This is a genomic window from Serratia sp. PL17 (genome assembly GCF_017832355.1).
Taxonomy (GTDB): domain Bacteria; phylum Pseudomonadota; class Gammaproteobacteria; order Enterobacterales; family Enterobacteriaceae; genus Serratia.
Map to the genome: position 1 here is coordinate 240,427 of NZ_JAFIBY010000003.1, position 13,986 is coordinate 254,412.

Here is a 13,986-nt window from a genome sequence, read left to right on the forward strand (position 1 = left end):
ATGACGCCTTAATGAATTGTGGTAATGTTATGCTTCATCGACGGCTAACCCATGGAAAAATATGGAACATAAACTGGATGAGTTTATCCGCCATGCCATAGACGCTCAGCCGATCAGCGGCACCTCACTGATTATCTCCTTATACGGCGATGCGCTCAGCCATCGCGGTGGCGAGGTGTGGCTCGGTAGCCTGAGCGCGTTGCTGGAAGCGTTGGGCTTCGGCGATCGCTTTGTGCGCACTTCGGTATTTCGCCTGCAAAAAGAGGGCTGGCTGGACGTCGAAAAAATCGGCCGCCGCAGCTTTTATCGGGTGACTGAACAGGGCATGCGCCAATTCCGCCACGCCGAGTCGAAAATCTATCTCAGCGAACCACCCGCCTGGGATGGCAAATGGGATTTGCTGTTGCTGGAAGGGGCAGAAAAGAACGATCGCGCACGGCTAAAAAAAGAGCTGGGCTGGTTGGGGTTCGGTCAAATAGCCAATAACCTGATGGCCGCCCCGACGCACGTGCAAACCGACGTGACGGCGCTGCTCGGCGAACTTAACGCCAGCGAACAGGTGATCTATTTCCGTGCAGACTATCCCTATAATCGCTCAGAACAAACCTTGCAACAGATCGTGGCGAGCTGCTGGGCGCTGGCGGATGTTGCTGCCGATTATCACGAATTTATCGTTTCTTTCCGCCCGCTTATGGCGCTGCTGCGCGAAACCGATGACGTGCTGCTGACACCCCAGCGCTGTTTCCAGATTAAGCTATTATTGATCCACTTCTTCCGGCGCGTGGTGCTAAAAGATCCTTTACTGCCGGATGCCTTGCTGCCCACGCAGTGGGAGGGGCAAATCGCCCGTAATCTGTGCATCAATATTTATCAACGCGTGGATCGTGCCGCTACCGAGTATGTCAGCACGCTGGCAGAAACCACTATCGGTGCCCTGCCCGCCCCGGCAGCAGGCTATTACCGACGCTTTGGCGGCCTGCCACGAGATCCTTCACTATAGGGAGCATTAGCTATGCCCGTGTATCAGATTGACGGCCTAACCCCAGTCGTAGACCCCAGCAGCTATGTACACCCGACGGCGGTGTTGATTGGCGATGTGATCGTCGGCAAACACGTTTATATCGGCCCAAACGCCAGCCTGCGCGGTGACTTTGGCCGATTGGTTATCTGCGACGGTGCCAATATTCAAGACAACTGCGTCATGCACGGTTTCCCGCAGCAAGACACCGTTGTGGAGCAAGATGGTCATATTGGCCATGGCGCGATCCTGCACGGCTGCCGCATCCGGCGCAACGCCATGGTCGGCATGAACGCCGTGATCATGGACGGCGCAGAGATCGGTGAGAATACCATCGTGGGGGCGATGGCATTCGTCAAGGCGGCCGCAGTGATCGACGCCAATAAATTGCTGGTCGGCAGCCCGGCGCGAGTCTTGCGCGATTTAACCGAACAGGAGCTGGCGTGGAAAGTGGCTGGCACACGCGAATACCACGATCTGGTATCGCGCTGTAAGTCTTCACTGCATGAGGTCGCGCCGCTAACCGCCATTGAACCTGACCGACAGCGCCTGTGCTTTGGCGACCACCTGATTCCGAAAAGTCAGCTTTAATTGCTGCCCCAACAGGCTATTGAGGGACAAAGTGGTTTAAAGTAATGCTCTTACTTACCCCATTTACCTGGACCGGAATAGATGCCCAGAACGGCCAAAACGGTTGACGTTCCTGCGATCGGCGAGCTTGACCGCCACGCAGGGCAACTCAGCCTGCAGCTTGCCCGAGCGTTACGGGCTGCCATCAATAAGGGCGAACTGAAAGCGGGCGATCTGTTGCCCTCCACCCGCGTGCTGGCAAGCGCATTGCAGCTTGCCAGAGGCACCGTACTGGCGGCCTTCGAACAACTGACCGCAGAGGGCTTCCTGGAGGCGCAACCCGGTTCGGGTACCCGCGTAGCCCTGTCACTCACACGCCAGCCCCCTGTTCCCGCTCCGCATCCCGAAGCCTGCGACATGCCGCTTTCCAGTCAGGCACAGGCGCTGGCAAGCTTTGCAGCCCAGTTGCGGCCGCTGCCGCCAGTGCCCTTCACCGTGTCCGTACCGATCAACGATACCGCGCCCGACGATGTCTGGCGCCGGCTCGGTAACCGAATTCGCGCACGGGGACCCGGTGCCCCCGCCGGTTATGGTGAACCGCTCGGCGCATTGGCATTGCGCAAGGCCGTCTGTGAATACGTCCGTAAATCCCGCTCGGTGCTCTGTACACCCGAACAGGTCATTATCACCGCCGGTACTCAACAGGGTCTCTATCTCGCCACGCAAATTTTGCTGGATGCCGGTGACACGGCCTGGGTGGAAAACCCCGCCTATCACGGTATTACTGCCATCTTTAACAGCGTATTCAGGGATCGAATCATGGCCAGGGTCCCGGTAGATGAGGAAGGCATAGACATCGCGGCGGGTAAAAAGATCGCGCCACGGGCCAGAGCCGCCTTTGTCACCCCCTCTCATCAATACCCGTTATGCATGCCGATGAGTATGACCCGCCGACTCGAGCTGTTGGCATGGGCCAAGGAAAGCCGCGCCTGGATTGTTGAAGATGACTACGACAGCGAAATGCGCTATTCCGGTCATCCTTTCCCTTCATTACAGGGGGTGGATCCATCCAGAGTGATCTACCTGGGGACCTTCAGCAAGATCCTGTTTCCGTCGTTGCGGCTGGGTTATGCCATCGTGCCCACACCGTTAGTCGATGCCTTCTGTGGTGCCCGCGTGTTGATGGATCGCCACCCGCCCAGCGCCGACCAACACGTACTGGCCAGTTTTATGGCACAAGGGCATCTGGATCGCCATATACGCAGGATGCGTGGCGTGTATGCGGAAAAACGGCGTGTGCTCACCGGCGCCATTAACGCCCATATTTCTCCCGAACTGGCGGCCTTGCACCCCAGCGATCAAGGCATGCATATGCTGCTATGGTTAAAGGCCGGGTTGGACGATCTGCAGGTTGTGCGCCAGGCAGCCGAAGCAGGTGTGGCGGTAAGCGCACTCTCACCCATGTATGCCAGCGGCAGCGGGAAAAGCGGGTTAATACTCGGGTTGGGCGGCTACGATGAAGCACAGATCCACCGTGCCGCCCAAACGCTCAATCAGGTACTGGTGTCGTTAGCCCACCCAGGGTAAGCCGAAACCTGCCCTCGCAGATTATCGCGAGAAACGCTTCGCGCCGTACACGCAAACCAACACCCCAACCATTACCGCAATCATGGATGGCTGGACAGTTTCATGCAGTATCAGTCCGGCAAGCGCCAGGCCGAGAAACGGTTGCAGCAGTTGCAGTTGCCCAACGGCGGCGATGCCGCCCAGCGCCAAACCACGATACCAAAAAATAAAACCTATCCACATGCTGAACAGCGAAATGTAGCCCAGAGAAAGCCAGGCACCAAGACTGACCTGCGGCCATACCGCAGGGGCAGACCCCATGGCAACCGCTGCCGTTAGCGGTAACGCCACCACCAGCGCCCAGGAGATCACCTGCCACCCACCGAGTTTGCGCGTCAGTACCGCGCCTTCTGCATAACCCAGCCCGCAGAGCAGAACCGCAGCCACCATAAACACATCACCGATCCAGGAACCGCCGCTCCCCTGGCTCAGCGCGAAAGCGGCAACTAGCATGCCGCCCAACATCGAAAACAGCCAGAACGCGGCCTTCGGTCGTTCCCCACCCCGCAGCACGCCGAAACACGCGGTTGCCAACGGCAGCAGCCCGATGTACACCAAGGCATGAGCCGACGTGGTGTGCTGTAAAGCTAACGCCGTGAGCAAAGGAAAGCCAATGACCACCCCAACCGCCACCATCACCAGCGGCATGATGTCATGACGCTGCGGCCGGCGTTGGCGCATAACGCCCAGTGCAGCGATGGCCAGCAAAGCGGCAAGCACCGCCCGCATCGCGGTCAGGAACAGCGGATCAAACTCCAGCACCGCCAGTCGCGTCGCGGGCAAAGAACCGCTAAAAATCAACATCCCCAAAAAGCCGCTGGTCCACCCCTGGGCCGAGCGGCGTGCTTCCGCATCGCTAACCCGGACGATAACGCTATTTCTTTCTGTTTCACTGCGCATTGCAATACGACTCCACAATCCCGAAAGACCCTTTATTCTCCGGTTAAAGTGGTTTATTTACAGAGCCACATAATCACATTTTTTACTGAGCCAGTTTATTCCACACTCGGTGTTTCCATCGCAGCGGGCACCGGCTGATGACGACTATAGAAGTAATAGACTGCCACCAGCAGCAGGGTAAACGGGATGCCAAACCACAGGGTCATCTTGAAAAACTCGGTGAATGCCGTCGAAATCAACAGCGCGGTCATCAGTCCTGCCCCGGCCAGCGTGGTGTATGGAAAACCCCACATGCGGAATTTCAGGTGAGTGTGGCGATGCTGACGACGGAAAAACAGGTGGGTGACGAAAATCATCAACCAGGTAAAGCAGGCACCGTATACCGAAATGGACATCATGGCGGCGAACGATTTTTGCGGATACACCAGGCTCAGCACGATCGACACCACAATGCCGATACAGGACATCGCCAGTGCGCTTACCGGTATACCGCGTTGACTGACTCGCCCGAGCGCGGCCGGTGCTTGCCCGGCGCGTGACAACGAGAACATCATGCGCGTGGTGATATACAGCTGGCTGTTCATCGCCGAGAGCGCGGCCACCAGCACGATAAAATTGAAGATGCCGGCGGCGGCTGGCAAGTGGATCACGTTCATCGCCACCAGAAACGGGCTTTCGCCGGTACCGGATTGCCGCCAGGGAACAATTGCCAGCATCAGCGCAATCGACAGCATATAAAAAATAAACAGCCGCAAAATCGTGCCTTTGAACGCCGTTTTCACCGCGATCACCGGGTTTTTGGCTTCGCCGGCAGCCACCGCGATCATCTCAATGCTCAGATAGCTGAAAATGGACACGATCACCGCAAACCACATTCCCTTGACGCCAAACGGGAAGAAGCCGCCGTTTGCGGTAAAGTTTTGGATGCCAAAAGACGGGTTGCCGGAGAACACCAAAATACCGATACCAATAGCGATAAACGCCGCGATAGCGACCACCTTAATGGTCGACAGCGCATACTCGACCTGGCCGAATGACTTGACGCCAATAATGTTAATGACGATGACCGCCGCTGAGAACAACAGCACCCAAGGCCAGATTGGCGTGGTCGGGAACCAGAACTGCATATACATGCCAATGGCGGTGACCTCCGTCCCCACCGCCAGCACCACGCAGGACCAATAGGAATAACGCACCAGAAAACCAAACAGTGGGCTGATGTAAAACTCGGCGTAGTCACCGAATGAACCCGGTGTCGGGTGTTCGGAGGTCATTTCCGCCAAACACCCCATCAGCAGCAGCGCAACAACGCCGCCAATAAAATAGCTCAACAATACGCTGGGACCCGCCATCTGGATGGCATAGGCACTGCCGAGAAACAGCCCGGTACCGATCGCGCCACCTATCGCCAGCATCGACATCTGCCCAGCGGTGAGCTGTTTCTGCAAACCGCCCTGCCGCCGCGCTATTTCGTCAAAACCTTTCATCTGTTTCATAGCAGTGTCCTACCTTATTCACGCAGTACGGGTGACATCCAGAATGGCGGCAGTAACGTAGTCGACATTATTTTGATTTAAACCAGGCAGGCACATACGACCAGGCGCCACCAGATAAATGGCATAGTGTTGCCGTAACCGCTCAAGTTGCGCTGGGTTCAGGCCGGTGTAGCTGAACATGCCTTTCTGATCGCGGATACGGCGGTAGTCCAACTGCGAACCGCCCTGTTCCAGCCCCGTAGACAGGATTTGCCGCATCTGTTTGATACGCTGCCGCATGCCGGCCAGTTCGTCTTCCCACTGTTGCCGCAAGGTTTCGTCCGCCAGCAGCGTTTCCACAATCTGGCTACCGTGAATCGGGGGACACGAGTAACTGCGGCGGATCAGCGTTTTCAGCGCGCCTTTAACGTTCGCCGCACTCTCTGGGCTGGCACAACGTACTGAAAGCCCACCCAGTCGCTGGCCATATAACGCGACATTCTTTGAAAACGAGTTAGCAACCAAGAATGCCAGATCGGTTTTCAGTGCTTCGCGCAAGGCAAAACAGTCTTCTTCCAGGCCGTCACCAAAGCCCTGATAGGCAATATCAAAAAACGGCAACAGGCGACGACGCTGTAACACCTCAAGGGTGGCACGCCACTGCGCCTGGCTAAGATCGGTACCGGTTGGGTTATGACAACACGGGTGTAAAAGCACCACGCTGCCTTCTGGCAGGCTATTGAACGTGTCCAGCATGGCGTCAAAGCGCAGACCGCCGTTCACCTCATCAAAGTACGGATAGGTATGTACCTTCAGCCCAGCGCCTTCAAAAATAGCCCAATGGTTCGCCCAGGTTGGATCAGACACCCAAATATCGTGGCGGGACAGGTAGTGATGAATAAAATCCGCCGCCAGCTTCAGAGCGCCAGAACCGCCAACGCTCTGCACCGTGGTGATTGACGATGATGCCTGCTCACCAAATAACAATGCCTGAACCTGCTGGGCAAACAGCGCCGAGCCTTCGATCGGCGGATAACCGTGTGGGCGGCGCTGGTCGAGTAAGCGCCGTTCGGCCGCCTCAACCGCCTGCATCAGCGGGATTTTGCCCTGCCGATCGTAATAAAGGCCAATACCCAAATTCACTTTCTGTGTATTTTCGTCCTGCAAATAAGCTTCCATCAACGACATAATAGGATCGGGCGCAGAGCGGCCAATGTGATTAAACATAGCGATTCCTTAACTCATTATTTAATGAATTCTCAGGTGAACTTACTCAAGAATATATCTCATGCATTTAACGGTGCGACTCACTGAACAGCACCGTCAAATGTTATTGCGATAGGTTATTCGTCGACGGCACTCACCGTTATTTCTATTTTCATTCCTGGTACCACCAATTTATCTACAATCACCGTTGAGCGATTGGGATAAGGGTAATTAAAATAGTTCTTATAGATTTCATCGAGTAATTTAACGTCATTCACATCGGTGAGATAAACAATAACCTGCAAGACATTGTCGCTGTGGCTATTTGCCGCCTTCAGCGTCTGTGCAAGATTATCGAATGTCAGGGTAATCTGTTTTTCCGGCGCGCCTGTTTCTATCGTGCCGTCGGACCTCACCGGGCCATGGGCGGTGAACAACATGCCGCCACCTTTGGTCGCCCAGGAAAAAGGTTGGCCAATCTCCGGCAGGCCCGTGTCGATGATAGTGCGCATGGTTTATTTCCCCGTGGTGATTAACTGGCGGATCAGTGCCCCATCCCTGGCGAACAACGAATCCAGCACGTTGTAATGGTTCGCACCGGCAACCGGAACCAGGCTGACGGGCAGGTGTTTTTCATGCAGTGCCGTGTAATAGTGCTGCGACTGGCCAATCAGTTCCGGCAACTCTGCGTCGCCATAAAATAACGTCATGGGCTTTATACATTCAGGAATATGACGCGCCGGGCTCAGCCGGGCAATTTGCTGTGGGGTCAGCTGTAATTGCCGGTTAACATAAGTGTTTAACAAAGGCGCCAGTTCGAAAATACCGCTGATGGGCAACACCACATCGACGACCTCATGATGCTGCCAAAAGCTTGCCAGATGCCCGCCCGCAGAATGCCCACACAGATAAACCGGCGCTGAATTATCCTGCCCCAGCCGTTGTTGAACGGCACTCAGTGCGGCCCCCGTTTGCCGGCAAATATCGTCTAACGTGGCGTAAGGTGCCAGTGTATATTCCAGCAGCACAACATCAAAACCCAACGACAGGGGCACGTCGGCAATAAAGGCAAAATCATCTTTATTACAAAATTGCCAATAGCCGCCATGAATAAATATTAATGTGCCTTTATGCGCCTTGTCGGAATATAACCAATCGAAAACGTCCCGTGGAGAATTGCCGTAGGCAATATTACGCTCACTACGTACTTGGCGATAAACGTCCTGACTTCGTGTTTGAAACGACGTCAGGATCTCATCTTCATTGTCCACCGAAGCGCCGTTATCGTAATCCCCTGGAACAAGTTTCATATATTAAACTTCGTTTATTATTTAAGATATGCGTTAACTATTAGCACCGGGAATAATATTGTCAAGAAGGGAACAACAGCAATGCGGGTCGGGTAATATAAATCTTTTTGGCCGCCCAATAAGTTTAACCAGTGAAACTTATTGGGTCGTGGCCTTTATTATTCTACCGGTTGAATGTGCGCTAATTGGCTGAGTTCTTGCCAGGCATAATCCCAAAATGTGCGTACCTTTAGCGGCATTCTCTGTACGTTCTGAGCCACCAATTGCACCGGCATTGGCAAGGGTTCATAGGCCGGCAATAGACGCACCAGCGTACCCGCCGCCAAATCGTCCGCAACCTGGTACGACAACAGCCGAGCGATGCCTTTGCCTGCGCGCACCGCCAATAACTGCGTTTCAACCTCGTTAAGCAGCAAGCGCGGCGTCAAGCGCACCCGCTCGCCATTTTCCTGTGGGCCAAAGCGCCATTCACGCAGCGACGCCCGTTGGGTACCGACGATGGTGTCATGATCCGCCAGTTGCGCCGGTTCTTGAGGTTCCCCGCGCCGTGCCAAATAAGCCGGGCTGGCGACCGTAACCCTGGAGACCTGCCCCAGCCGCCGCGCCACCCGTGAGGAATCTTGCAGATGCCCGATGCGTATTGCCACATCCAGCCCTTCATCGATCAAGTCCAGATTGCGATCGTTGAGCACCAGCTCAATCTGCATCTGCGGATAGCGGTCGAGAAAGGCCATCACCACCGGTGCCACATGCTTGCGCCCAAACTGCACCGGCGATGTGATCCGCAACAGGCCCGTGAGCTGAGTATCCGCCGTGTCCAACACGGCAGCCTGATATTCATGCAGCAATACCTGTGCGCGTTCCATCAGGCGTAACCCCGCCTCGGTTGGTGCCAGCCGCCGGGTGGTGCGCTCAACCAACCGGGCACCCAAGCGCTGCTCCAGTGAGGCAATGGCCCGGGTGATCGCCGGTGCGGAACGCCGTAGCTTGCGCCCGGCAGCGGCGAGGCTACCCTGCTGGATCACCGCAACAAAGATCGCCAGTTCGTCCAACCGATCCATAGATTGTTCCATAAAGTGAAATTATCAATTTCCACATTGCCGGATTTCGCTCGCTGTCTGCAAGAGTATGCTGATAATAATTGTTGAGGAGCCTTACCATGCAAAAACTGAAACTTTACGGTACCCCGCTTTCCGGCCATGTTCACCGTGTGGCGCTGCTATTGCGGATGCTTGATCTGCCGTATGAATTTATCGAGGCCGGGGCGGAGGTGCGTCAGAGCGAGCAGTTTCGCCGCCTGAACCCTTTTGGCCAGATCCCCGTTCTGGTAGATGGCGCCCAGGTGCTGGCCGACAGTAATGCCATTCTGGTGTATCTGGTCAAATGTTACGCCCCGGGCAGCCATTGGCTGCCGGAATCCCCCTTCGCGGCGGCTCAGGTGCAAGAATGGTTATCCAAAGCCGCCGGAGAAGTACGCTATGGGCCAGCGTCAAGCCGTTTGATCGCGCAATTCTCTGCGCCAGAGGATTATCAGAGTGCACTGGCGGTCGCCGCCCGTTTTCTGCCACAGATGGAACAGCATCTGACCGACCGTGAGTTTCTGGCAACTGATAATGCCACTATTGCCGATCTGGCCTGCTACAGCTATGTCGCGGTGGCCCCGGAGGGCGGCATTGCTCTGACCCCCTATCCCGCGATTCAACGCTGGGTGGCACGTATCGCTGCGCTGCCCGGTTTCTTCGCCATGCCAACGCTGCCGGAACCCGGCAAGAGGTAACGGATGAGCCAACCGGTGTTTCATCCCGACGAGCTGCGCGCCCAGACGTTAGCCGGGTTTGATCGGGTGAGTGGCGGCATTTACCCCAGCATGCCAGAGCAGCATCGCGCGTTTTTCGCTGCCCTGCCTTATCTGTTCGTCGCCACACTGGACAACCAAGATTGGCCAGTGGCAACACTGTTCTGCGGCCCGCCCGGTTTCCTGCGCACGCCGGACAACGGCCACCTGCGCATCAGCGCCCCTCGGCGAAGTGACGATCCCGCGCAGGCTGCGTTGGAAACGGGTAAAGCGGTGGGTGCGTTGGGGTTGGACTTCAGCAACCGGCGTCGTAACCGCGTCAACGGTATTATTGGACGCACCGACAAGAACCGTATTGAGATCGACGTCAGACAGAGTTTTGGTAACTGCCCGCAGTATATTCAACGGCGTGAGCTGTATCCGGTAAGCGGCTCACCTACGTCGATTGAACAGCTCCTGACATTGGACGCGTCCGCTGAAAGGTTAATCCGCCAGGCTGATACCTGTTTTGTCGCCAGTTGCGCCCACACCACGCTGGCACAAGGTGGGGTCGATATCTCCCACCGCGGTGGTAAACCGGGTTTTATTTATTTGGCGGGTAATACCCTGTGGATACCCGATTTTCGTGGCAACCGGTATATGAATACGCTGGGTAATCTGCTTGCAGAGCCGCGTGCGGCATTGTTGTTTGTCGATTTTGAGCATGGGGATATTTTGCACCTGCAAGGGGAAACCCACATTCTCTGGCAAACGGAAATTGGGCACGGCGTAGTGGGCGCTGAACGCTATTGGCGTTTCGATATACGCAGTGCATGGCGCTTTTCTCAGGCTCTGCCGTGGCGCGGCCGCAATCTGGAGTATTCACCGGCAACCCTGAATACCGGGGTATGGCCGGTATAAAAAACCCCGCTCTGGCGGGGTCGGTTGAGGTCGTTTAGACGCTGTGTTCTAAGGTCGAAGCCGCCTGATAAAGCTGGCGGAAATAATTCAAACGTTCAAAGAACAAACGGCTTTGAGACTCAGACATATTGCCAGCCACGTTCTCGGCGTCAATCTCCCGTCCCTGCCACTCCATCAATGCAATGCTTGAAGCCAAAAAATCCATATTACTCCCGCTATGGACTGCAAGGTGCCGATTCACTGAAGTCATCATTCTGCACACTCCTTTTATCCCCTTCGCCTTTCACGTTGCCGCGTTGGTGACTACAGCGTGAAATTCCCAGGGTATGGTCATTTCAAAAAGGGTCATAGACTTGCTAATGTCAGTATCGTCTCGAACGCGGGCGTTTTTTGTACAGAAGGTGCTCAAGGCAGTAAATTGATTTCTTGCCACGGATGGGGCAAATGAAGTTGGGAAAGTTTGCTAGGGTAAAGGGTAGCCGTTTGGGATAGGTCACCCTGTGTTGAATTCTGAAAAAGGAAGATAACCGATGAGCAATCACTTCTCTGCCACCCTCAAAGATGCCTCACTGTTCCGCGAAGCCAACTATATCGATGGGCAATGGCTGTCGGTCAAAGATGACCAGAGTATCAAGATCCACAATCCCGCAACCGGTGAATTGATCGGCCAGGTACCGGCTTTGGGTGCCAGGGAAACAGCACGGGCGATTGCCGCCGCCAAGAAAGCCCAGCCAGCCTGGCGTGCGCTGACCGCCAAAGAACGCGCCGGTAAGCTGCGCCGCCTGTTTGAACTGATGATGGAAAATCAGGACGACCTGGCTCGTATCATGACCGCAGAACAGGGTAAACCGCTGGCCGAAAGCCGTGGTGAGATTGCCTATGCGGCGTCCTTTATTGAGTGGTTTGCCGAAGAAGGCAAACGCGTTTACGGCGATACCATCCCGCAACCCCAGCCCGGCCGCCGCATTATCGTGCAGAAAGAACCGATTGGGGTTTTCGCCGCCATTACACCCTGGAACTTTCCTGCTGCCATGATCACCCGCAAGGCCGGTCCCGGTTGGGCGGCAGGCTGCACCGGCGTGATCCGCCCTGCCAGCCAAACGCCATTCTCGGCACTGGCCATTGCGGTACTGGCCGAACGCGCGGGGTTACCGGCGGGGGTCTGCAACGTGATTACCGGCCCAAGCCAGGCCATCGGTGCAGAGCTGACCGCCAACCCAGACGTGCGCAAGCTTTCGTTTACCGGCAGTACTGAGGTGGGCGCACAGTTGCTGGCACAGTGTGCGCCTACGATCAAAAAGACCAGTATGGAACTGGGTGGCAATGCGCCATTTATCGTGTTTGACGATGCCGATCTGGATGCCGCTGTCATCGGCGCCGTGGCCTCTAAATACCGTAATGCCGGCCAGACCTGCGTGTGCACCAACCGTTTCCTGGTACAGGACGGCATTTATGACGCCTTTGCTGAAAAGCTGAAAACCGCGGTAGAAAAACTAAAAGTCGGTAACGGCATGGACGATGGCGTGACCATCGGGCCCTTGATTAACTCCGCTGCCGTCGAAAAGGTCAGTGAACATATCGCTGACGCGGTGCAGCACGGCGCATCGGTTTTGTTGGGGGGAAAACCGCATGCCTTGGGCAAAAACTTCTTTTTGCCCACCATCCTGACCGACGTGCCTCGTCAGGCCAAAATCTTCCATGAAGAGACCTTTGGCCTGGTAGCGCCATTGATCCGCTTTGAACATGAAGCCGAGGCCATTGAGTTGGCCAACGATACGCCATTTGGCCTGGCATCATACTTCTACAGCCGTGATATTGGCCGAGTGATGCGCGTCGCAGAAGCTCTGGAATACGGTATCGTCGGCATCAATGAAGGGCTGATTTCTACCGAAGTCGCCCCCTTCGGCGGGGTCAAAAGCTCCGGCTTGGGGCGTGAAGGGTCAAAATACGGCATCGAGGACTATCTTGAGATTAAGTACCTGTGCCTCGGTGGGCTAGACAGCTAACCACCTGATGTGATGATACGGCCCGTATAATACGGGGCGTATCATCATTGCAAATTAAGAGAGATGAATAATGGAATTCTCCGCCGCCGTCCCTATTCTTCGGATCTTCTCGGTAGCAAAAGCCAAGGAGTTTTATCTGAATTTTCTCGGCTTTACGCTCGATTGGGAGCATCGCTTCAGCGAAGATCTGCCGCTGTACGCACAAGTCTCTCGCTCTGGCCTCACCCTGCATCTCAGCGAACACCACGGTGACAGCACGCCGGGTTCTGCGGTGTTTATCCCCACGGATGACATCGACGCATTACACCGGGAACTGTCGGCCAAACAGTATCGCTATGCCAGACCTGGGGTTGAAAAGGTTGATTGGGGGAAAGAGTTAAACATCACAGACCCCTTCGGCAACCGCCTGCGTTTTTGTGAGCAGATAAGCAACAGCTGACGGCCTCTCTGCGCGCAGGCGTCACTTCTGATACTGTGCGTCACTGACCTTTTCCATCCAGTCAACCGGGCTGCCGTTAAGTGACTCAGCGATTGCAATATGGGTCATGGCAGTATCCGGTGTCGCGCCGTGCCAGTGTTTGACGTCTTCCGAGATCCAAACAATATCGCCCTGATTCAATTCCTGGATCTCGTCGCCCCATACCTGGATCCAGCCTCGCCCTTGGGTAACAATCAGCGTTTGTCCAAGTGGATGCGTGTGCCAGGCGGTACGTGCTCCTGGCTCAAAGGTCACGGTCGCGCCGCCGATGCGGGCCGGTGCGCTGCCGGTAAATGGCGCGTCAATGCGCACTTTGCCGGTGAAATAATCCTCTGGACCTGGACGAGAAGGTTGGGAACCGCTGCGTTGAATTTTCACGTATTTCTCCATTTCGGTAAAAGCTGCCGACGCTAACATATACCCTAAATAATTCGGGTTGCAGGCAGGAAGGCGGCAACTGAGTGAGTCCCGATGAACTTACCCTGTGAGAAAGGCAGCCAACACACCTGCAGCTTGAAGCATGACGGGCATGGACAGAATAATTGTAGAAGCTGCGCGTCATTTCACCGGATAACGCCTAAAGCGGGATGAAATGCGCAAGGACCTATGGTTTGAAACCTCAGCCGTCGGCAGCACACTGCGGCCTTCGCCCTACAGGTAGACGCGCCAACCCTGAATTCCCCGCTGCAAACAGCTGCGGCA

The 13,986-nt window shown here is 55.6% G+C and carries 15 protein-coding genes; 7 read left to right on the top strand and 8 right to left on the bottom strand.

Features of this window, described 5'->3' with window-relative positions:
• The first annotated feature begins 61 nt into the window (after positions 1-61).
• The 3 genes from paaX (at position 62) to JOE25_RS12735 (ending at position 3,175) form a co-directional block, all read left to right on the top strand.
• Positions 62-1,000 (top strand): phenylacetic acid degradation operon negative regulatory protein PaaX, encoded by a 939-nt coding sequence (gene paaX / locus JOE25_RS12725; protein ID WP_209635727.1) that lies wholly within the window; start codon positions 62-64, stop codon positions 998-1,000.
• 12 nt (positions 1,001-1,012) lie between these two features.
• Positions 1,013-1,609, top strand: coding sequence for a phenylacetic acid degradation protein PaaY (paaY, locus tag JOE25_RS12730; RefSeq protein ID WP_209635729.1), 597 nt, complete (start codon positions 1,013-1,015; stop codon positions 1,607-1,609).
• A gap of 81 nt (positions 1,610-1,690) precedes the next feature.
• Positions 1,691-3,175, top strand: coding sequence for a PLP-dependent aminotransferase family protein (locus JOE25_RS12735; protein WP_209635732.1), 1,485 nt, complete (start codon positions 1,691-1,693; stop codon positions 3,173-3,175).
• A 21-nt stretch (positions 3,176-3,196) separates the two neighbouring features.
• On the opposite strand, the gene JOE25_RS12740 is transcribed toward JOE25_RS12735, so the two are convergent.
• The 6 genes from JOE25_RS12740 to JOE25_RS12765 form a co-directional block, all read right to left on the bottom strand.
• Positions 3,197-4,114 (bottom strand): DMT family transporter, encoded by a 918-nt coding sequence (locus JOE25_RS12740; RefSeq protein WP_209635734.1) that lies wholly within the window; start codon positions 4,112-4,114, stop codon positions 3,197-3,199.
• Positions 4,115-4,209: 95 nt separating this feature from the next.
• Positions 4,210-5,610 (bottom strand): amino acid permease, encoded by a 1,401-nt coding sequence (locus JOE25_RS12745; protein ID WP_209635736.1) that lies wholly within the window; start codon positions 5,608-5,610, stop codon positions 4,210-4,212.
• 18 nt (positions 5,611-5,628) lie between these two features.
• Complete coding sequence (locus JOE25_RS12750) at positions 5,629-6,816, bottom strand: amino acid aminotransferase (RefSeq protein ID WP_209635738.1); 1,188 nt, start codon at positions 6,814-6,816, stop codon at positions 5,629-5,631.
• A gap of 116 nt (positions 6,817-6,932) precedes the next feature.
• Positions 6,933-7,307 carry a RidA family protein gene (locus tag JOE25_RS12755; RefSeq protein ID WP_209635740.1) on the bottom strand — a complete coding sequence of 125 codons (375 nt, stop codon included), beginning with the start codon at positions 7,305-7,307 and terminating at the stop codon, positions 6,933-6,935.
• 3 nt (positions 7,308-7,310) lie between these two features.
• Positions 7,311-8,105 carry an alpha/beta hydrolase gene (locus tag JOE25_RS12760; protein WP_209635742.1) on the bottom strand — a complete coding sequence of 265 codons (795 nt, stop codon included), beginning with the start codon at positions 8,103-8,105 and terminating at the stop codon, positions 7,311-7,313.
• A 158-nt stretch (positions 8,106-8,263) separates the two neighbouring features.
• Positions 8,264-9,166: a LysR family transcriptional regulator gene (locus JOE25_RS12765; RefSeq protein ID WP_209635744.1), complete on the bottom strand. Its 903-nt coding sequence runs from the start codon at positions 9,164-9,166 to the stop codon at positions 8,264-8,266.
• 98 nt (positions 9,167-9,264) lie between these two features.
• Here JOE25_RS12765 and JOE25_RS12770 point away from each other — a divergent pair, with 98 nt between their 5' ends.
• Positions 9,265-9,882, top strand: a complete 618-nt coding sequence (locus tag JOE25_RS12770) for a glutathione S-transferase (protein WP_209635746.1) — start codon at positions 9,265-9,267, stop codon at positions 9,880-9,882.
• A 3-nt stretch (positions 9,883-9,885) separates the two neighbouring features.
• Positions 9,886-10,800 carry a pyridoxamine 5'-phosphate oxidase family protein gene (locus JOE25_RS12775; protein WP_209635748.1) on the top strand — a complete coding sequence of 305 codons (915 nt, stop codon included), beginning with the start codon at positions 9,886-9,888 and terminating at the stop codon, positions 10,798-10,800.
• A 34-nt stretch (positions 10,801-10,834) separates the two neighbouring features.
• Here JOE25_RS12775 and JOE25_RS12780 read toward each other — a convergent pair whose 3' ends face one another.
• Positions 10,835-11,053, bottom strand: a complete 219-nt coding sequence (locus JOE25_RS12780; protein ID WP_209635750.1) for a glycogen synthesis protein — start codon at positions 11,051-11,053, stop codon at positions 10,835-10,837.
• 277 nt (positions 11,054-11,330) lie between these two features.
• Between JOE25_RS12780 and gabD the strand changes: the two genes are divergently transcribed.
• On the top strand, positions 11,331-12,806 hold the full coding sequence (gene gabD, locus JOE25_RS12785) for an NADP-dependent succinate-semialdehyde dehydrogenase (protein ID WP_209635752.1): 1,476 nt from the start codon (positions 11,331-11,333) through the stop codon (positions 12,804-12,806).
• A gap of 70 nt (positions 12,807-12,876) precedes the next feature.
• Positions 12,877-13,245 carry a glyoxalase superfamily protein gene (locus tag JOE25_RS12790; protein WP_209635755.1) on the top strand — a complete coding sequence of 123 codons (369 nt, stop codon included), beginning with the start codon at positions 12,877-12,879 and terminating at the stop codon, positions 13,243-13,245.
• Between the two features lie 21 nt (positions 13,246-13,266).
• Here JOE25_RS12790 and JOE25_RS12795 read toward each other — a convergent pair whose 3' ends face one another.
• A complete protein-coding gene (locus JOE25_RS12795; protein WP_209635757.1) occupies positions 13,267-13,662 on the bottom strand; it encodes a cupin domain-containing protein in 396 nt (131 codons plus the stop codon).
• Positions 13,663-13,986: the final 324 nt, after the last annotated feature.

Coding starts and splice junctions, on each gene's coding strand:
- JOE25_RS12770 (WP_209635746.1), top strand. CDS start 9,265: ATGCAAAAACTGAAACTTTACGGTACCCCGCTTTCCGGCCATGTTCAC.
- JOE25_RS12735 (WP_209635732.1), top strand. CDS start 1,691: ATGCCCAGAACGGCCAAAACGGTTGACGTTCCTGCGATCGGCGAGCTT.
- paaX (WP_209635727.1), top strand. CDS start 62: ATGGAACATAAACTGGATGAGTTTATCCGCCATGCCATAGACGCTCAG.
- JOE25_RS12755 (WP_209635740.1), bottom strand. CDS start 7,307: ATGCGCACTATCATCGACACGGGCCTGCCGGAGATTGGCCAACCTTTT.
- JOE25_RS12775 (WP_209635748.1), top strand. CDS start 9,886: ATGAGCCAACCGGTGTTTCATCCCGACGAGCTGCGCGCCCAGACGTTA.
- paaY (WP_209635729.1), top strand. CDS start 1,013: ATGCCCGTGTATCAGATTGACGGCCTAACCCCAGTCGTAGACCCCAGC.
- JOE25_RS12760 (WP_209635742.1), bottom strand. CDS start 8,105: ATGAAACTTGTTCCAGGGGATTACGATAACGGCGCTTCGGTGGACAAT.
- JOE25_RS12780 (WP_209635750.1), bottom strand. CDS start 11,053: ATGATGACTTCAGTGAATCGGCACCTTGCAGTCCATAGCGGGAGTAAT.
- JOE25_RS12745 (WP_209635736.1), bottom strand. CDS start 5,610: ATGAAACAGATGAAAGGTTTTGACGAAATAGCGCGGCGGCAGGGCGGT.
- JOE25_RS12750 (WP_209635738.1), bottom strand. CDS start 6,816: ATGTTTAATCACATTGGCCGCTCTGCGCCCGATCCTATTATGTCGTTG.
- JOE25_RS12740 (WP_209635734.1), bottom strand. CDS start 4,114: ATGCGCAGTGAAACAGAAAGAAATAGCGTTATCGTCCGGGTTAGCGAT.
- JOE25_RS12790 (WP_209635755.1), top strand. CDS start 12,877: ATGGAATTCTCCGCCGCCGTCCCTATTCTTCGGATCTTCTCGGTAGCA.
- JOE25_RS12765 (WP_209635744.1), bottom strand. CDS start 9,166: ATGGATCGGTTGGACGAACTGGCGATCTTTGTTGCGGTGATCCAGCAG.
- gabD (WP_209635752.1), top strand. CDS start 11,331: ATGAGCAATCACTTCTCTGCCACCCTCAAAGATGCCTCACTGTTCCGC.